General features: G+C 72.5%; 13 protein-coding genes. 4 read left to right on the top strand and 9 right to left on the bottom strand.

Features of this window, described 5'->3' with window-relative positions; translation table 11 throughout:
- Positions 1-103 precede the first annotated feature (103 nt).
- The 4 genes from OEIGOIKO_RS31865 to uvrB all read right to left on the bottom strand — a co-directional run bounded on the left by OEIGOIKO_RS31865 (position 104) and on the right by uvrB (position 7077).
- Complete coding sequence (locus OEIGOIKO_RS31865; RefSeq protein ID WP_125056938.1) at positions 104-1162, bottom strand: TerC family protein; 1059 nt, start codon at positions 1160-1162, stop codon at positions 104-106.
- Positions 1163-1557: 395 nt separating this feature from the next.
- On the bottom strand, positions 1558-3723 hold the full coding sequence (locus OEIGOIKO_RS31860) for a TerD family protein (RefSeq protein WP_125056937.1): 2166 nt from the start codon (positions 3721-3723) through the stop codon (positions 1558-1560).
- Positions 3724-3780: 57 nt separating this feature from the next.
- On the bottom strand, positions 3781-4359 hold the full coding sequence (locus OEIGOIKO_RS31855; protein WP_031003749.1) for a TerD family protein: 579 nt from the start codon (positions 4357-4359) through the stop codon (positions 3781-3783).
- Between the two features lie 588 nt (positions 4360-4947).
- Positions 4948-7077, bottom strand: coding sequence for an excinuclease ABC subunit UvrB (gene uvrB / locus OEIGOIKO_RS31850; RefSeq protein ID WP_125056936.1), 2130 nt, complete (start codon positions 7075-7077; stop codon positions 4948-4950).
- Positions 7078-7440: 363 nt separating this feature from the next.
- On the opposite strand from uvrB, the gene OEIGOIKO_RS31845 reads away from it, so the two are divergent.
- The 3 genes from OEIGOIKO_RS31845 to OEIGOIKO_RS31835 all read left to right on the top strand — a co-directional run bounded on the left by OEIGOIKO_RS31845 (position 7441) and on the right by OEIGOIKO_RS31835 (position 9746).
- Entirely contained in the window at positions 7441-8322 is an 882-nt protein-coding gene (locus OEIGOIKO_RS31845; protein ID WP_125056935.1) for a glycerophosphodiester phosphodiesterase, read from the top strand.
- Between the two features lie 117 nt (positions 8323-8439).
- The gene (locus OEIGOIKO_RS31840) at positions 8440-9015 is read left to right on the top strand and encodes a methylated-DNA--[protein]-cysteine S-methyltransferase (protein WP_125059224.1); all 576 of its coding nucleotides are present in this window, start codon (positions 8440-8442) and stop codon (positions 9013-9015) included.
- Positions 9016-9203: 188 nt separating this feature from the next.
- The gene (locus OEIGOIKO_RS31835; RefSeq protein WP_125056934.1) at positions 9204-9746 is read left to right on the top strand and encodes a DUF1697 domain-containing protein; all 543 of its coding nucleotides are present in this window, start codon (positions 9204-9206) and stop codon (positions 9744-9746) included.
- A gap of 27 nt (positions 9747-9773) precedes the next feature.
- Here OEIGOIKO_RS31835 and OEIGOIKO_RS31830 read toward each other — a convergent pair whose 3' ends face one another.
- Complete coding sequence (locus tag OEIGOIKO_RS31830; protein ID WP_125059222.1) at positions 9774-10373, bottom strand: DUF1349 domain-containing protein; 600 nt, start codon at positions 10371-10373, stop codon at positions 9774-9776.
- A 213-nt stretch (positions 10374-10586) separates the two neighbouring features.
- Positions 10587-11225 (bottom strand): nucleoside/nucleotide kinase family protein, encoded by a 639-nt coding sequence (locus OEIGOIKO_RS31825; protein ID WP_125056933.1) that lies wholly within the window; start codon positions 11223-11225, stop codon positions 10587-10589.
- 770 nt (positions 11226-11995) lie between these two features.
- Here OEIGOIKO_RS31825 and OEIGOIKO_RS31820 point away from each other — a divergent pair.
- Positions 11996-13240 (top strand): hypothetical protein, encoded by a 1245-nt coding sequence (locus OEIGOIKO_RS31820; protein WP_246177662.1) that lies wholly within the window; start codon positions 11996-11998, stop codon positions 13238-13240.
- Here the strand turns inward: OEIGOIKO_RS31820 and OEIGOIKO_RS31815 are convergent.
- The 3 genes from OEIGOIKO_RS31815 to OEIGOIKO_RS31805 form a co-directional block, all read right to left on the bottom strand.
- On the bottom strand, positions 13224-15701 hold the full coding sequence (locus OEIGOIKO_RS31815) for a tetratricopeptide repeat protein (protein WP_246177661.1): 2478 nt from the start codon (positions 15699-15701) through the stop codon (positions 13224-13226). The two genes, OEIGOIKO_RS31820 and OEIGOIKO_RS31815, sit on opposite strands and share 17 nt — an antisense overlap.
- Positions 15694-16152, bottom strand: coding sequence for a hypothetical protein (locus OEIGOIKO_RS31810; RefSeq protein ID WP_125056932.1), 459 nt, complete (start codon positions 16150-16152; stop codon positions 15694-15696). The genes OEIGOIKO_RS31815 and OEIGOIKO_RS31810 overlap by 8 nt, the downstream gene beginning before the upstream one ends.
- Positions 16153-16344: 192 nt before the next feature.
- Positions 16345-18330 (bottom strand): helicase-associated domain-containing protein, encoded by a 1986-nt coding sequence (locus tag OEIGOIKO_RS31805; RefSeq protein WP_246177660.1) that lies wholly within the window; start codon positions 18328-18330, stop codon positions 16345-16347.
- Positions 18331-18341: the final 11 nt, after the last annotated feature.

The raw sequence follows: 18341 nt of genomic DNA, 5'->3' as shown, positions 1-18341 counted from the left end.
GAGGAACGCATATGCCCGTACGGTGCGAAGGAGGCCCCGCGGTGCACCCGCGGGACCTCCTCGAACGCGCCGGAGCGGTGCGACCGCCCCTCAGGACAGCCGGTCAGACGTCCACGGCGTCTTTGGCATCTTTGGTGTCTTTGGTGTCTTTGGTGTCTTTGGTGGCGTCGGCGTCTTCGGCAGCTTCCTTCGTCCCGGCGGCCGCCGCCTCCGCGCGGGCCTGCTTCTTCGAGGCCCGCAGACTCGTGATCGTCGTGACCACGAGGACGGCGCAGATCACGCCGAGCGAGACCGGGATGCTGATCTCCGGGACACTCACCCCCGACTCGTGCAGGGCGTGCAGCACCAGCTTCACACCGATGAACCCGAGGATGATCGACAGGCCGTAGGAGAGGTGCACCAGCTTCTTCAGCAGACCGCCGATGAGGAAGTACAGCTGCCGCAGACCCATCAGAGCGAAGGCGTTGGCGGTGAAGACGATGTACGGGTCCTGGGTGAGGCCGAAGATCGCGGGGATCGAGTCCAGCGCGAACAGCACGTCGGTGGTGCCGATCGCCAGCATGACGATCAGCATCGGCGTCATCAGGCGCCTGCCGTTCTCGACGACGAACAGCTTGGTGCCGTGGTACTTGTCGGTCGACGGGAACCGCTTCTCGACCATCTTCAGGAAGCGGTTCTCCTCGAACTCCTCGTCCTGCTCCTCCGCCCTGGCCTCCTTGATGAGCTTCCAGGCCGTCCAGATGAGGAACGCGCCGAAGATGTAGAAGACCCACGAGAAGTTGGCGATGATCGCGGCGCCCGCGCCGATGAACCCGGCGCGCAGCACGAGCGCTATCAGCACACCGACCATCAGCACCCGCTGCTGGTAGATCGTCGGCACCGCGAACTTCGCCATGATCAGGACGAAGACGAAGAGGTTGTCGACGCTCAGCGACTTCTCGGTGATGAAGCCCGCGAAGAACTCACCGGCCGGCTGCCCGCCGCCGAAGAGGAGCAGCCCGAGGCCGAAAAGCGCGGCCAGGGCGATCCACACGGCGGTCCAGATGCCGGCCTCCTTGATGGAGACCTCGTGCGGTTTACGGCCGCCGATGAAGAAATCGGCGGTGATCAGGGCGCACAGACCGACGATGGTCAGCACCCACAGGGTCAGGGAAACGTCCACTGCTCCTCCGGCAGAGTCGTACGGCACTAACAGCGTCGTCGCTGCCGGAGGTCTCTTCCACCCGGGAGCGCTGGTGCCGCGCTTCCTGAGACGGGCCGACGCCCCGGGATCTCGTCAGTGGTGCGATCCGTGATGACGGGGACGTCGCGCAGGAATACTCCCCTCCGCACCACAAGGGTAAAGGAAGTGCAATGGATAGTAAAGAGTTGGGTAAATGCGCTGGTCAGGCGGGGTTGCGGGCGGGGCGACGGGAGGTGTGAGGGCTTGATCATGGGCAGGGCAGGGCAGGGCAAGGCAGAGCAGGGCAGGACAGGACGGAAGCGCGGAGCCGGCTCGTGCCGCCGGTTCCGCCGCCCCGGCGGTGGTCAGCCCGTTCGTTCGCGGTCCGGCCGGCTTCAGCCCTCGCGGGTCCGGCTGCGGCCCTGCGACCGGCGGGCCTCCGCCAGGTCGCCCAGAACCTTGCGGAGCACCCGGCTGCCGTCCGGCACGCGCGACGGCTCGTACGTCCAGGCGTGCCCGACCCAGGGGTCGGCGAGGTGGGCGTCCGGCACCGGCGTCACGCGCAGCAGGGAACGCCACAGCGGGTCCAGCACCGGTCCGTACTCCCGGGCCTCGGCCCGGTCGGCGACCATCAGCAGGTGCACGCCGACCGACGGGCCCTCGTCCGCCAGGTAGCGGAGCTGGTTGACGGCGCGGTCGTCGAAACCGTGCGGGAAGTCGTGGACGATCAGCAGCTGCTCGGCGGTGTCCAGATCCGGCGGCAGGGCTTCCGCCGCCTGGTTGCGGACCGCCATCTGTACGAGGTCCACGCGCCGGGTCAGTTCGCCGAGCACCGCGGTCACCCCCTGCGCGCCGGTGGCCGGGGGCTCGCGGAGCGCGCCCGTCTCCAGCAGCGGCGCCAGAGCGGGCGTCGCCGAGCCGGCCGGGTCGATGACGTGGACGGTGAGTTCGCCGACCGGGTGGGCGGCCAGCAGGCGGGCGGCGAGCGTGACGGCCGTGTCGACCGCCCGGCGCCGCACCTCGGCCGCGTCGAGCGGCTCGGCCCCGTCCGGACCCCCGGCCAGGCCGTCGAGTCCTTCGAGACCGTCGAGACCGTCGAGACCGAAACTGCTCCCGGACGCGCCGTCGACCGTCTCCGGCCGCCCGCTGTCGATCCACAGGCCGCGGTTCATCGGCAGCCGTACGAGCATGGGGATACGCAGGTCGGGGCACTCCGGCAGACGCAGGTCACCGAGCCGCACCGCTGTCGGGTATTCCTCCGGCGGACGGTAGCCCTGCCAGACAGGGCTGCCCCAGGAGGCGAGGGCCGGCGGCAGGGCGGGCTCGACGACCTCGGCCTCGGCGGTGAGCTGTCCGAGATCGCGGTCGAGCACCTCGCGGGCCTGGGCCGCGAGACGGGCGTGCTTGTCGTGCGCGGCGGCCCGCGCTTCTTCGGCGGCCGCTCCCATGCGGTTGCGGGGGTCGGCGTTGACGGCGTCCAGTTCCTTCGCCAGGCGGGACTGGGCGAAGTCCATGGCGCTGCGGTAGGCGGCGACCGTCCGCGCCAGGTCCTCGAACATGCCCCAGACCTGGTTGTAGAGCCGCTCTTCCGGAGTACGGCCGGCAGCGTCACCGGCTACCGGGCCGGCGGGCTGTGCGTCGCCGGAGGGGGGCGCGGTGGGGGCGGAGACGGGTGTGGGGGTGGATGCGGATGCGGGTGGGGTGGATGTGAGCGATGGTGTCGCGGGAGTCTCCTGGCGCGGCTGCGAGGGCAGGGGTGGGTTCGAGGCGCGCCGCTTTGGATGCCGGTAGTCGACGGGGCCGGAAGACTCGGCGGGGGCGGACGCCGCGGGGGAGCTGGGTGATGCGGTGGTGGGGTTGGGCGATGCGGCGGCGGGGCTGGGCGATGCGGTCGGGCCGGACGCCCCGGCGGGACTGGACGACGCGGTGCGGTCGGGCGACGCGGCGGTACTGGACGGCGCGGCGGTACTGGACGACGCGGCGGGGGCCGGTACCGAACGCGCGTGGCCGCTGCGTACCGCTTCCTGGATCTCCGCGGCCAGTCCCGCGCCCGTGGCCTGCGGCAGGCCCTGGTCCTGGAACAGTGCGGCGAGCCCGCCCGCGTACCCCTGTCCCACGGCCCGCACCTTCCAGGCGCCCTGCCTGCGGTACAGCTCCACCGCCACGACGGCGGTCTCGGCGTCGAGGTCGACGAGCGTGTAGCTGGCCAGCTCCGTACCGTCCAGGCCCGTGACGGCGACGAACGGTGCCGCCGCCGCGCCGAAGACCGCCGGGCCGCCGATGCCGACGGGCAGCGCGAGCAGCACACTCGCCCGGTGCACGGCGGCGGGCAGGGCACCCAGGTCCACCGCGATCCGGTGCTCGGCGGCGGCCTGCCGGGGCACCTCCACGCCGTCGCGACGCGGCGCACCCGGATGGGCGACCGCTTCGGCGCCCGCGAGGCCGCCCCGCTCGTCGGCGAGCGTCACCCCCGCGACGACGGGCCCGCCCGCCGCGATCCTGATCTCCAAACGCGTCCGGTCCAGTGAGTGGTTCTGCCCGCGGACAAGCTCGGCCGTCATCGTCGTTCCCCCGAAGTGTCGTGCGCCCCGTGCTCGCCGACGGGGCCTGGTGCGTGCTTACAGGTACGGCAGGATCGCCGGGACGACGTCCTTGAACGTACGGCCGTCGGACGGTTCGCCGATCGCGGTCATCTGCCAGCCGTTGCCGGAACGGTGCACCTTGCTCATGATCTGCGCGGTGTAGTCACCGCCGCCGGTGAGGGTGTAGCGGGCGAGTTCCTGGCCGGTGGTCTCGTCGACCAGGCGGCAGAACGCGTCCTGCACCTCGGCGAAGGTCTGCCCGGTGAAGGAGTTCACGGTGAAGACGATCTGGTCGATGTGCACCGGCACCCGCGACAGGTCGACGAGGATCGCCTCGTCGTCCCCGCCCTGGCCCGCGCCGCCGACCACGTTGTCGCCGGTGTGCCGCACCGACCCGTCGTCGCTGATCAGGTGCTGGAAGAAGACGACGTCCATCGGCTGCTTGTCGGCGAACAGCACCGCCGAGGCGTCGAGGTCGATCTCCCGGGTGCGCGATCCGAACAGGCCGCGCCGGGGCGCCGAACGCCAGCCCAGCCCCATCCGTACCGCGGTCAGCGTCCCCCCGTCGGACTTCGCCAGGCTGATGCCCTGCCCCTTGGACAAGTTGACCGACACGTGCCGTCCCCTCTCGCTCTGTTCTCCCCGTGGCCGTCTCCCCGACGGCCTGCCCCGACCCTATGCACGGCCCGCCCCCGGCACGCAGTTGCCCCGCGCTTTGTGGCGTTCCTGCAACACAGCCCACCTCACTCGGGCAGTAACCGGCGGGCCCTTCCAGAGAGGTGCAGGGGCGGGCCCGGACCGTACGTCGGGGGGCGGGATGGGGTGGGGCGCAGGCGGGCGCCTCTCCGTCCACCCCTGGTCACCCGGTCAGCACGGCCCCGGTCAGCACGGCCCCGTCAACCCGACACCCCGTCAACCGGGCCGCCCGGCCACCGGGCCGTCCGGCCACCGGGCCACCGGGCCACCGGACCACCGGACCACCGGACCACCGGGCCACCGGACCACCGGACCACCGGGCCACCGGGCCACCGGGCCACCGGGCCACCGGGCCACCGGGCCACCGGGCCACCGGGCCACCGGGCCACCGGGCCGAAGTCGACCTGCCACCGCAGTCGCCGCACCAACCCAGTCGCCCCTCACCGCAGTCGCCCCCGCGGCGCGATCACCCCCGTACCGTCATCGCCCTCTCGCCGCCATCCCCCCTCAGCGCAGCCCCGCCTCCTTCATCTGCCGCAGTTCCTTCTTCAGTTCTCCCACCTCGTCACGCAGCCGGGCGGCCACCTCGAACTGCAGCTCGGCGGCGGCGGCCCGCATCCGGTCGGTCATCTCCTCGATGAGTTCGGCCAGTTCCGCGGCGGGCCGGTCGGTGGGCGTGCCGCCCTTCGCGGCCTTGCCCTTGGCCGCCTTGCCGCCCAGCGCGGGCACCGGCGCCTTGCCCTTGGCCTCCTTGCCCTCGGCTCCCTTGCGGTAGCCGGTGCCCAGCAGCTCCTGGGTGTCGATCTCCTCGCGGGCGAGGGTCGCGACGATGTCGCCGATCTTCTTGCGGAGGGGCTGCGGGTCGATGCCCTTCTCCTTGTTGTACGCGAGCTGCTTCTCCCGGCGGCGGTTGGTCTCGTCGATGGCCCTCCGCATCGCCGGGGTGATCTTGTCCGCGTACATGTGGACCTGGCCGGAGACGTTCCGGGCGGCCCGGCCGATGGTCTGGATCAGGGACGTGTCCGAGCGGAGGAAGCCCTCCTTGTCGGCGTCCAGGATCGCCACGAGCGACACCTCGGGCAGGTCGAGGCCCTCCCGCAGCAGGTTGATGCCGACCAGGACGTCGTACTCGCCGGCCCGCAGCTCCCGCAGCAGCTCCACGCGCCGCAGGGTGTCCACGTCGCTGTGCAGGTAGCGGACCTGGATGCCCAGTTCGACGAAGTAGTCGGTGAGGTCCTCGGCCATCTTCTTGGTGAGGGTGGTGACCAGGACCCGCTCGTCCTTCTCCGTACGCGTACGGATCTCGTGCACCAGGTCGTCGATCTGGCCCTCGGTGGACTTGACGATCACCTCGGGGTCGACCAGGCCGGTCGGGCGGATGATCTGCTCCACGTAGCCGTCGGAGCGTGAGAGCTCGTACGAGCCGGGCGTCGCCGACAGGTAGACGGTCTGGCCGACGCGCTCCAGGAACTCCTCCCACTTCAGCGGCCGGTTGTCGAGGGCGGACGGCAGCCGGAAGCCGTGCTCGACCAGGGTGCGCTTGCGGGAGGCGTCGCCCTCGTACATCGCGCCGATCTGCGGCACGGTGACATGCGACTCGTCGATGACCAGGAGGAAGTCGTCCGGGAAGTAGTCCAGGAGGGTGTTCGGCGCGGTGCCGGGGGCGCGGTCGTCCATGTGCATCGAGTAGTTCTCGATGCCGGAGCAGGAGCCGACCTGGCGCATCATCTCGATGTCGTAGGTCGTCCGCATCCGCAGCCGCTGCGCCTCCAGGTGCTTGCCCTGCTTCTCCATCGTGGCGAGGCTCTCGGCCAGCTCCGCCTCGATCCCGGCGATGGCCTTCTCCATGCGCTCGGGGCCCGCGACGTAGTGGCTGGCGGGGAAGACGTACAGGTGCTCGTCCTCGCTGATGACCTCGCCGGTCAGCGGGTGGAGCGTGGACAGCGCCTCGATCTCGTCGCCGAACATCTCGATGCGGACGGCCAGCTCCTCGTAGACCGGGAAGATCTCGATGGTGTCGCCGCGGACGCGGAACGTGCCGCGGGTGAAGGCCATGTCGTTGCGGGTGTACTGGATGTCGACGAAGCGGCGCAGCAGCTGGTCGCGGTCGATCTCGTCACCGACCTTGAGCGGCACCATGCGGTCCACGTACTCCTGGGGCGTGCCCAGGCCGTAGATGCAGGAGACCGAGGCGACCACGACCACGTCACGCCGCGTGAGCAGGGAGTTCGTCGCGGAGTGGCGCAGCCGCTCGACCTCCTCGTTGATCGAGGAGTCCTTCTCGATGTAGGTGTCCGACTGCGGGACGTACGCCTCGGGCTGGTAGTAGTCGTAGTACGAGACGAAGTACTCGACGGCGTTGTTGGGCAGCAGCTCGCGGAACTCGTTGGCGAGCTGTGCCGCGAGGGTCTTGTTGGGCGCCATGACGAGGGTGGGCCGCTGCAGCTTCTCGATCATCCACGCGGTGGTCGCCGACTTGCCGGTACCGGTCGCGCCGAGCAGGACGACGTCCTTCTCACCACCGCTGACGCGCTGCGCCAGCTCGGCGATGGCCGCCGGCTGGTCGCCGCTGGGCTGATAGGGGCTGACGACCTCGAAAGGTGCCACCGTGCGTTCGATCTTGGATACGGGCCGCATGGAACCAACCGTACGACTCCCCACTGACAACCGGCCGGAAAACGCTCCGACCAGCGGTTCCGCCGACGGATAGCGGTGGGCGGCGCCGGGCCGGGCGGCCGGCCGCGGCGAGCACAACCCCAGAACAGGACGCTTCCCACGCTTCTCCTTCACATTCTGTCCACCAAACGCCTGTCTTCCGGTACATCGCGGCTGCGACTCTCTGCCCGTCCGGCCCCGGATCCACCGTGCTCCCCGTAGGGGTTCCGGCTCCGCTTCCGGCCGTCCGAAGCCGGGACGGCGGCCGCGTAACCGGCTCCGGACCGGCCCGGCCGGGCCCGGCCCCGGCATGCTCCCGCCACCACGTCGTCACAAGGAGTTCGTATGCGTATCCGTCCTGTCGCCACTGTCGCCGGTGCGCTCGTGGGCCTGGCCGCGTCCCTGCTCCCCGCCTCCGGCGCGCAGGCCGCCGACGGGCACCGCGGAGTGGAGATCGTCGCCCACCGGGGCGCCTCCGCCTACGCGCCCGAGAACACCCTCGCCGCCGTCGACGCGGCCGCCGACCTCGGAGTGACCTGGGTGGAGAACGACGTCCAGCGCACCAAGGACGGCGAACTGGTCGTCGTGCACGACACGTCGCTCGCCCGGACGACCGACGCCGAACAGGTCTTCCCGGACCGCGCGCCCTGGAACGTCGCCGACTTCACGCTCGCGGAGATCGAGAAGCTGGACGCCGGCAGCTGGTTCGGCCCGAAGTTCGCCGGCGAGCGGGTGCCGACGCTGGAGGACTACATGGACGCGGTCGAGGACAACGGCCAGAAGCTGCTGCTGGAGATCAAGGCACCCGAGCTCTACCCCGGCATCGAGCGGCAGATCCTCAAGGAGCTGCGCGAGGACGGCTGGCTGGACCGCCACCACGTCAAGCACCGGCTGATCGTGCAGAGCTTCGACGCCGGCTCGGTCAAGAAGGTCCACAGCCTGCGCTCCGACGTCAAGACGGGCTTCCTCGGCACGCCCGCCGTCAGCGAGCTGCCCACGTACGCGGCCTTCGCCGACCAGATCAACCCGCAGTACAAGTCCATCGACGCCGGGTACGTCGCGTCCGTCCACAAGGTCAAGGGACCGCACGGCCGGCCGCTGGAGGTCTTCACCTGGACCGTCGACGACGCCGCCGGCGCGGTGAAGGCCGCCGGACAGGGCGTGAACGGCATCATCAGCAACAAGCCGGACGTCGTCCGCGACGCCTTGGAGGGGGAGGACCGCTAGGCGAGGGCCGCTACGAGGGCCGCCAGGACGGCAGCCGGCCCCGCTGTCGCTGTCGGCAACGCCCCTGGACCCGGCTCCGGGGGCGTTGTCAGTGGCAGGCCATAGGCTGATGCCGTGATGAACGCAGAGCGTGATCAGCAGGCCGACTGGGCCTGGCGCGTGCTGGACACCCCCATCGGGCCGCTGCTGCTCGCGGCGACCCGCGAGGGGCTCGCACTGGTCGGCTTCCACGCCGACGAGCGCACCACCCACCGGACACTGAGCCGTCTCCGGCAGGCGTTCGGCCGGGAACCGGTCCCGGAGATACCCCACCTGGCCACGGCGGCCGACGAGCTGACCCGGTACTTCGACGGCGGTCTGCGCACCTTCACCGTCCCTCTGGACTGGTCCCTGTCCTCAGGGACCTCCGGGTCCTCGGGATCCCCGGGCTTCAACGAGCGGGTGCTGCGCGCGCTGGCCACCGACGTCGCGTACGGCACGGCGGTCGGCTACCAGGATCTCGCCGACCGGGTCGGTGAACCGGGAGCCGCCCGTGCGGTGGGAGCGGCCATGGGCTCCAACCCGCTGCCGGTCGTCGTGCCCTGCCACCGGGTGGTGGCCAGCGACGGCGGTATCGGGGGTTTCGGCGGCGGCCTGGAGACCAAACGCCGGCTGCTGGCCCTGGAGGGCGTCCTTCCGCAGCCTCTCTTCTGACGGCGGCCGGGCCCCCGTCCCCGTACCGCTGGTCCCGCCCCCTACCGCTGCCCTCTCCCGGTTACGCCGACACCCTCGCGCCCGCTTGCCCCAGTTACGCCGATGCCTTCGCGCCCCGGTTCCCTCGGTTCCGGCTCTCCGCGCCCGCCGACCGCTCGCTCCGCCCGACCGAAAGACGCATCTCTGCCATGTCCCGCCAGGTAGCCCTGCTCCGCGGCATCAACGTCGGAGGCAACAAGAAGTTCCCCATGGCGCGGCAGCGCGAGCTGTTCGCGTCACTGGGCCACACCGACGTGACGGTCCTCCTGCAGACCGGCAACATCGTCTTCGCCGACCCGGGCACGCCACCCGCGGAGACCGCGCGCCGCATCGAGGCGCGGATCGCCGACGACCTGGGCTTCTCCGTCCCGGTCATGGTCCGCACGCGCGACGAGCTGGCCGCCACCGTCGCGGCCAATCCCTTCCCGCAGGCGGAGGCGGAGCCGAAGACCCTGCATGTGACGTTTCTGTCCGACATCCCCGCCGACGTGGCCCCGCTGGCGGGGCTGGATTCCGACGCCTACGCCCCGGACCGGCTGCGGCTGATCGGCCGCGAACTGTACCTCTGGTGCCCGGACGGAATCGGCCGCTCCAAGCTCGCCGATGCCGTGTCCCGCGCCCGGCTCGGCGTGACGGCCACGGCCCGCAACTGGAACACGGTGACCAAGCTGCTGGCCCTGGCCGACGCCTGACGCGGTCCGGGGTGGCGCGGCGGTCGCTCAGTGGAGAGACGTATCGGCCGGGCCCGTGGCGAAGCGGGTGAACCGCACCCGTAGGCCGGCCCGCTGCGGCGCGCAGCAGAACGGTCCCGCGGCCGCCGTCGCGTCCGGGTCGAGGGGCGCCAGCCGCACCATGCGCCACGGCTCCTGTTCACGCCGTGCCCGTACGGTCAGCGCGTCACCGCTGCGGCTCACGCGCACCGTGACCTCGCGGCCCGCCCAGGACGGCACGGGAGCCAGCGACCAGTCCGACCACCCACGGGTGACCACCGCGCCCAACTGCGGCGCGCCGTCGCTCATTTCCACCCCGGCCTTGATCCAGGTGCGGTCGTCCACCCGCACCATCACCCCGGCCTGGTCGTACAGTGCGTCGAAAGCGGCGATGAAGGAGACCTCGACGGCCGAGCCCGCGGGGAAGGGCGTCAGCAGCGCGTGGCCGGTGTCCCGGTCGAAGCCGTAACTGGTCCGCCGCCAGAAGTCACTCCCTTCGGCGGCCGTGACGACCAGCGTGCCACCGCCCGTCGCCGCCGGCTCGCACACCGCTTCCGGCGGTGGGTTCAGCCATCGCGCCGCGTCCGTGTCCCAGCCGATGTCCTCCATGCGCAGCGCCCCTCCCGGATTCCCGCACGTCGTGGTCATCGGCTCACGCTAACCGGCGCCGCACCCGACGGTGACGGATTGTCAGTGGTGGGGCGTACGGTTTTCGGGAGTGGGACAACTTCTCGGAAAGGGGGCTTGCTGCCGGGGGGGGGTGGGGCGGCTTCCCGACGGCGGAGGCTGATTCTCGGGAGGCGGGTGGCCGTGGCCGGCAGGTCAGCCGTGTCCGTTCCAGGCCGGGCGGTCAGGATCGTCCGCCTTCACGACGACATCGGCGGCCTCCTCGGGCCGCACCTCGTCCTCGTACCGCGCGAAGGCGGGCAGCGTCCACCGCTCGTCCTGCGGGGTACGGCGGCCCAGCGCGGCGGACGACAGTTTCAGATGGACCGACAGGTCGAAGGGGAACCAGTGCCCGAACAGCAGCGGACCGTGCAGGAGCAGTACGCCGCCCGGCGGCAGCTCGGCATACGGGCTGCGCGTGGCCCGGTCTGTCCGGGGATCCCACAGATCCGGCAGCACCCGCCCTGTACCGCCCGGGTCGAGTGGCGTGAACACCTCCCGCCAGAGCGCCTGCCGGTCGAACCACGTGTCGTAATACGCGTCGGGGTCTTCCTTCCCGTACTCCAGGCGCAGGGAGGCGGGACGCAGGAAGCCGTCGGCCGCGACGACGTGTACGGGCCTGCCGCGCAGCCGCAGCGCTTCGGCGAGCCGTCCGGCGGCATCGGCAGGCCGGGCCGCCGGTGCCCCGTCGACGGCGACGCGCAGCCACGGACCGCCGTCCGCCGGCGCCGTCGCACCGATGCGCTCGGCGAGCGCGTCCGTCAGCCGGTCCCAGGTGATCGCTTCGAGCCGCACTTCTTCATTGTGCCGGGCGGACCGGACGCACGAGCACAGCGGCTAGGGTGACCGGTCGAGCCAGGGTGAAGGGTGAGGCGTGTGGGGGAAGCGGTCACGGACGGGCAGCGGTGGCTGCGGGTTCCGGTCGGCCCGGAGGCGGCGCAGTGGTCCACCCGGGCCGGGACCGCGCGCGTCCTGTTCGTGGTGCACAACGTCACCTCCGCCACCCGGCTCCTGGACGTGCTCCCCTTGTTCGACGCCGACCCGCGCGTCCAGTGCCTGGCGACGTGTACGGGTTCCTCGCCGTACCTGCACGGCGTACCGGAACTGCTGGCGGACGCCGGGCTGCCCGTCCTGCCCTGGGAGCAGGCATTGGAGACTCCGGTGGACCTGGCGGTCAGCGCCAGCTACGGCGGTGAACTGCACCTGATCAGTGGGAAATTGGCCGTTCTGTCGCACGGCATTGGCTACAATAAGAGGCTCCCTACACCGGACACCGGACACCGGACACCGGACACCGGACAACGGACACCGGACAACGGGAGCCGGCGTCGGAGCCGGATCCGGACGCCGAACGGGCGCCGGTTTTCGGGCTCTCGCCGGAGTGGCTGCTGCGGGACGGTGCGCCCGTCGCGACGACGACCGTCCTGTCCCACCCCGAACAGCTCACACGTCTCCGCCGCGCCTGCCCGCCCGCTGCCCGTACCGCCGTACTCGCCGGTGATCCCTGCTTCGACCGCCTGCTGGCCGCGCTCCCCCACCGAGACAGCTTCCGCCGCGCACTCGGTGTGTCCGCCGGCCAGCGGCTCGTCGTCGTCAACTCCACCTGGGGGCCGCGTTCCCTGTTCGGCGATGCCGACGACGTCCTCCCCCGGCTTCTGGAGAGCCTCACCCGCGAACTGCCCGTCGACGCCTACCGCCGCTGCGCCGTCCTGCATCCGAACATCTGGCACGGTCACGGCCCTGGTCAGGTACGTGCCTGGCTGCGCCGCGCCGAACAGGCCGGGCTGACCGTCGTCCCGCCGCTCGGACCGTGGCGGCAGGTACTGGCCGCCGCCGACGCCGTCATAGGCGATCACGGCAGCGTGACGTACTACGCGGCCGCCATCGGCACGCCCGTCCTGCTCGGTGCCTTCCCGGAAGCGGACCTCGACCCGGCGTCGCCCGTCGCCGAACTGGGCCGCACGGCTCCCCGGCTACGCCCGTACGAACCGCTCCTCCCCCAGCTCGACGAGCTGCTGGCCCACCACCACCCCGACCGTCACGCCCAGCTCACCGCCCTGGCCAGTTCCTCTCCGGGCAGCTCGGCCGCACTGCTGCGCCGCGCTTTCTACGGCCTCATGGGCCTCGCCGAGCCCAGCGCTCCGGCCTACCTGCCGCGGCTGCTCGACCCCACGTACGGTGACCTGCCTTCCGACATCCCGCCCGCCCCGCCGCTCCTGGCTCCCCTCCAGGTCCTGACCCACCTGCGCGACCACCGCCCCGCCGCGCCTCCCGAGATAGCCGTCACCCGCCATGCGGACGGTCTCGGCGCGCACCCGGCTCCGCCCCGGGGCCCGGAGCCGACCGCTACCCCGGCCTCACCCCCGGCTGCCGCCCCCACCACATCCCAGGCCCCGCCGCATACCGCCTCCCCCACCACTTCCCACCCCGGCGCCCACACCGCCGTCCACGAGGACGTCCCGGACGTGACCCGGCTGGCCCTCGCCGACCTGGTGCTCCACGACTCCCGGCCCGAACCGGCGGCGTGGACACGGGAGGCGATGCGGCGCCACCGGCACTGCGCCATGGCCGCGTGCGTCACCGCGCCGGACACCTGCCTCGTGCGCCTTCCGGACGGGCGCCTGGTCACCCTCACCGCGGCGCCCGGCCCGGACGGCCACCGCGACCTGTGCGATCCGGCCGTCTACGCCTCGGCCCTCTACGCCTGGTACGAGCGCGGAAAGCCCGTCGAAGAACTCCTCGACGGCCTGGTCGTGGTGACGGGCGGCACGAGCCACCGCCTACAGGTGACGATCACCCCTCCTCGCTGACCTCACCACTGCCCTCGCCACTGACCTCCCTGCCGGCCTTCCCGCCGGCCCTTCCACTTGGAGCGTCCCTCCGCCGGGCGGCGGACTCCACCTGGTCGAGCCGTGCCCGTACGGCACCGGTCCTGGGTGATCCCGTCCTCTCGTGGAAGCCGAGCGCTGCCCGCAGATGCCGGCTCTCACCGGCCGTGTCCCCGGCCAGAGCGGCCCGGTCGGCGCGCAGTTCCGCCAGGTCCGCCTGCTGGACCACCGATCCTTCCGCAGCCATGACCGACGCGGCCCGTTCGAGCGGCTCGTCCGCCTCCTCGGCACGCCCGGCATCGAGGAGGGTCCGCCCGAGGCTCATCAGCACCCGAGCCTCGTTGTACGGGTCGGGCAGCGCGCGTAGCAGTTCCTGCGCGTGCCGCAGCTGGACGACCGCTTCCTCGTGGCGGCCCATGCCCTGGAACGCCCGCCCGAGGTGATGTTCGAGCAGGGCCAAGGCACGCGGATCGCCGACCTGCCGCGCCAGGCGTCTCGCCGTCCGGAAGCACTCGGCGGCATCGCTCCACCGCTCCTGCTTCAGCTGCAGCAGTCCCAGGGACTCCACCGCCGTCGCCTCACCCCGCACGTGTCCGGCCCGCCGGTCGGCGGCGGCCGCCCCGGCGAACTGCGCCCGCGCCTGCCCGTACTCCGCCAGTCCCAGGTGGGCGAAGCCGAGCTGGGCGCGCATCCGTCCTTCGGCCTCGGGGCACTCCTCCGCGCAACGGATGGCGGCCTCGACGCCGAGCCGGTGGGTGGCGACCCACTGCTGGTGAAAGCCGAGCCGTAGGTGCAGCCCCCACATGGCCTCGCACAACTGCCACGTCAGGTCGTCGAGTCCGTGGTCGGCCGCGGCCCGTACCGCCTCCGCCAGGTTTTCCCGTTCGTCCCGCAGCCAGGTCAGTGCGCTGCTGCCGTTCTCGTAGGCCGCGGGCCGCCCGGCCAACCGTGTGTACGCGGGCCCCAGGTGCCAGCGGCCCGGCAGCACGCATGCGTCGGCCGCGGCTGCGGCCCGCACGTACCAGAGCAGCATGCGGCGGACGGCTGCCGCGGCACCCGCGATGCCGTCCTGGGTCAGTGCACGCTGTTGCGCGTACTCCCGCCACAGGTCGTGAAGCCGGTGACGCACCTGGCCGGAAGCGTCGGCGCGGCCCTCGGGCCCGGTTTCCGCCGCCTTTTCCCCGCCGGTCGCGTCCTCCAGCAGCCGTGCGTCGGCGAGTTCGGCGAGCAGGGAGCCCGCCGCGTCTTCGGCGATTCCTGCGGCGGCCGCGGCGGCACCCGGCGTCAGATGCCGCCACGGGCGCAGGCTCGCCAGCCTGAACAGCCGGGCCGCTGCCTCCGAGAGATGCCCGTACGAGGCGTCCATCGCGCCGCGCATCGGCTCCTCCGCCGTGGTGGCTGGTGGGGCGTCTGCGGCGGCGGGGTCAGCTGCGGCGGATGGTGCAGAATCCGGCGAGGCGGCCGGTGCCGCGTCGCCCGCCGTGGCCGCGCCATGCGGTGCAGGCGCCGCCTCGTCCTCGCCGTTCGTGCTCATCTCGCGCTCCAGCAGTTCCCAGTCCGGCTGCTGCCGGCCGGCGGCACGTGCCCCGATCGCGCACAGGGCGAGCGGCATGCCGCCGCACCGCCGCGCCACTGCCTCGACTCCCGGGCCCGTACCGCCCAGGCGGGCGAGCAGCCCCACCGCGTCGGGTGTGCGCAGCGGCCCGAGCCGTATGGGGTGTGCGCCGTACTCGATCACCAGGCGGCCCAGGTCGGCCCGGCTGGTCACGATCGTCAGGGAGCCCGGTGACGCGGCCAGCAGCGGCCGTACCTGCGCGGCGGAATGCGCGTCGTCCAGCACCGTGAGGACGCGCCGATCGGCCGTCACACTGCGGAACGTGCTCTCCTGGGCGTCGGGTTCCGCCGGTATCCAGTCCCGGTGGACCCCGAGGTCGCGCAGGAAGCGCGACAGCACGTCGGACGGCGCGGCCGCGGTCGTGGCGGACGCCCCGCGCAGGTCCGCGTACAGCTCGCCCTGCCCGAAGCGCCCCCGCAGCGCGGCAGCCAGGCGTAGAGCGGTGGCCGTCTTGCCCACACCGCCCGGCCCCCACAGGACGACCACGAGAGGCGCTCCGGCATCCCCCGTGCCGTCGGCGTCGCCCTTCGGCGACGCCTCGTCCAATAAGCGCGTCACCTCGGCCAGTACGGCGTCACGGTCGACGAAATGGCGGGTGACCGGGGGCAGCGTACGGGGCACCGGCGCACCCGGCACGATTGCCGGGGTGGCCTCCTGGATCGTCACCGTGCCGATCGTCCGGGCCTGCACGACGGCCCCGTACACCGTCCCGCCACTGATCTCGTTCCGCACACCGGCGGGCGCCGGACCGGGCGTGCCGGGCTCATCGGGTGGGACCGCATCGGCTGCGGAGGAGGGTGCGGGAGCGCCGGGCTCCAGGTCAGCCACGAGCGGGCCCTTCACCGAACCCACCGCCGCGCTGGTCCAGCCGGGTCACCACGCCGGCCTGGATGGTCGTCCCGTGATGCACTCCGCCGCTGATGGAGTTGTGCACCTCTCGCACCTCGACCCTGGCGCCCTCGTCCGGCCGCAGTTCCGCCAGCAGCCGCCGCAGTTCCTCGGCCGCCGCCGGGTCGTCGCGGAGTGCCCGCCGCAGCCGCACCCGCCACTCGGCCGCCACGTCGGCCGCGCCGTCCTCGTCACCGTCCCGCTGCGCGGTCACCAGCTCCGTGCGCGACACTTCCAGCTCCCCTTCGAGGGCTTCTTCCTCACCGCCGCCCCGGCGCCGCGCGAGGAAGGACGCCACCCGTTGCCGCGCCTGCGTCCAGCCCTCGGTCACCATCTGCTGCACCAGCGCCGTCGCCCCCGCCGTCGCGAGCGCCGTCAACTCCGCGTCCATCGGTCCCCCCTTGTTCCCGCCGTACGAACCGTACGAGGTGTACGGACGTGCTCGCTGTCACGGTGCGTCACTGCCACGGTAGGGGAGGAAGTCCCCCGCCCGCTTCGCCCGTTCCCTCCGCTCGCCTCACCGACTCCTTCTTCTCCCAAGCTACTTGACCCCACTGACAGTCACCGCCCTCCGCTGCTTCCCTCACCCCGAAAGGAGTCGTCGGGCCAGGGCCAGGGGCGCGGTGGCGGAGCCGGACGAGGGGACGCCGGTGCGGTGGCCAGTGGGGCGTTCGACGGACGCGGTGCCGGTTTCGGATTCGAGCGCGGGAGCGTAACCGGCGCCTCGGAGCGCTTCGAGCGTCTCGGCGGGCGGTCGCGCACTGGCGAGGACGGTGGGGGCGATGGCGCGCAGGCCGAGGGCCTGGAGGGCGCGGTGAGCGGCGAGTTCGCGGAGCAGTGCCTCGTCGTCGGAGCGGATGCAGCAGGCGGTGGGCAGTACCCGCATCCGGCCGTGGGCACGGGCGGCGTCCTGGACGAGGTAGGTCAAGGGTTGCGGCAGAGGACCTGCCGCGGACACCTCGGCGAGTGCGGCGAGCAGGTCCGTGGCTCCGTGTCCGGCGTCGAGCGCCCGGCGTACGGACGCCGGGGTGAACCGCCAGGTCACGGCGTGCCCTTCGGACTCGCGGTCGGCGGCCGAGGACAGCAAGTCCGCGAGGGAAGCGGACGGGGGCCCGGGCACGACGGCCGTCAGATCGGCCTGGAAGTGGGCCTGCTCGACGGGCGGCGGAAGCAGCTCCCGGAGATGTGAGCGGAGCGCTTCGGGATCCGCTGGACACGTCGCGAGCAGGGCATGCCCCAGAGGGGTCAGAGCACCGTGTGCGACGAGCGCGAGGAAGGCGGCCTCGTCCAGGATGTGCGCGGTACGGTCCTCGGCCAGCGGATCGCCGACGACGGCCAGCGGGCGGTGCCAGGCCGCGGCGTCGAGAAGAGCGGGCAGGCCGGGCCGGCGGCTCGGCGCCCCGGACGGCTTGGCCGAGAGGGGCGTGCCCGCCGGGAGCCGGGAAGGCTGCCCGCCCGCCGGGGCACTGGCCAGAGCTTTGAGGAGCGCATGGCGCAGCGCCGGAGCGTGCCGGTCCTCGCCGCGCACCAAGGCGGTGGGGGTTTCGCCGAAAGGCGTGTACGTGGGGATGGCCCAGAGAGTGGTCCAGGCGGTGAGGACCGGCACCAGCCGTTCACCGGGCGCCTCGGCCAGCCATGCGTCGTACGCCCCGGTGGGCACCGCCGTGATGCCGGTGGGAGCCCGCTTCAGGGCGACGAGGCCGGCGGCGAGCACGAGATCGAGCAGGAGGCGGGTACGGGCCTCGGAAGCCCCCGCCGCCTTGGCCAGCCGCTTGATCTCGCGCAGCGCCAGGCCACCGGTCTTGCGCAGAGCCGCGGGCTGGGCCGCGAGCGCCGCGAGCAGCCGGTCCAGGGTGGCGGCGAGGGTCGATGCGGCCGCCTGGGACTCGTCCCGGAGGAAGGCCGCGGCAGGAGCGGGCGCTTCCGGTGCGGCGGCTGTCGCTGTGGCGGCTTCCGGAGGGGCAGATCCCGGAGCGGCGGATTCCGGTGCGGCAGTTTCCAGTACGGCGGATTCCGGTACGGCGGATTCCGGAAGGCGCGGGGCGACGGGGGTGAAGGTCCCCAGGTCGTGGGCGGCCAGGAGTTGCGGCGTGCGCGGCGGGATCACGATGGCGCCGTCCTCGGTGGGGGCGGCGAGCCCGTCCGCGTAGAGGAGTTCCAGTGCGGTCGTGACAGCGTCGCGTGCGGGGCCGGGGGCGGTGGCGCCGAGGGCCCGGAAGGCGTCGTCCGCCGGGACCGGTGCGGTGGCCAGGTCCGGGAACGACAGCCGGTGCGCCATCAGCGACTGGTAGTCGGCTCCGGCGGTGGGGGCCGCGGGCACGGGGGCGGCGCTGCGGGCCAGGTCCTGGCTGATGCGGGCGGTGGAGGCGAGCAGGTGAAGGCGGGGGTGGTCGAGATGGAGGACCGTGTGATGGAGGGTTTCGTACGACCAGAGGGCCCCGGCCAGCTCTCGGAGCCTGGTCGGGGCCGGCCTGCGGGACAGCGGTTCCGCGTGCCGGGTGAGCAGGGCGGCCAGCTCGTCGGGGGTGCGCTGTGCGAGGGATCGGGTGAGTGTGTCGAGACCTTCCACGGTCCCGAGGT

The organism is Streptomyces paromomycinus, assembly GCF_003865155.1.
GTDB classification, from domain to species: Bacteria; Actinomycetota; Actinomycetes; order Streptomycetales; family Streptomycetaceae; genus Streptomyces; species Streptomyces chrestomyceticus.
This window is presented reverse-complemented; position numbering and strand designations above follow the sequence as displayed.

What these genes read in the sequence shown, in the direction of transcription:
- OEIGOIKO_RS31860 (WP_125056937.1), bottom strand. Translation starts at nt 3,723, where the DNA reads ATGACGGCCGAGCTTGTCCGCGGGCAGAACCACTCACTGGACCGGACG.
- uvrB (WP_125056936.1), bottom strand. Translation starts at nt 7,077, where the DNA reads ATGCGGCCCGTATCCAAGATCGAACGCACGGTGGCACCTTTCGAGGTC.
- OEIGOIKO_RS31845 (WP_125056935.1), top strand. Translation starts at nt 7,441, where the DNA reads ATGCGTATCCGTCCTGTCGCCACTGTCGCCGGTGCGCTCGTGGGCCTG.
- OEIGOIKO_RS31840 (WP_125059224.1), top strand. Translation starts at nt 8,440, where the DNA reads ATGAACGCAGAGCGTGATCAGCAGGCCGACTGGGCCTGGCGCGTGCTG.
- OEIGOIKO_RS31835 (WP_125056934.1), top strand. Translation starts at nt 9,204, where the DNA reads ATGTCCCGCCAGGTAGCCCTGCTCCGCGGCATCAACGTCGGAGGCAAC.
- OEIGOIKO_RS31830 (WP_125059222.1), bottom strand. Translation starts at nt 10,373, where the DNA reads ATGGAGGACATCGGCTGGGACACGGACGCGGCGCGATGGCTGAACCCA.
- OEIGOIKO_RS31810 (WP_125056932.1), bottom strand. Translation starts at nt 16,152, where the DNA reads ATGGACGCGGAGTTGACGGCGCTCGCGACGGCGGGGGCGACGGCGCTG.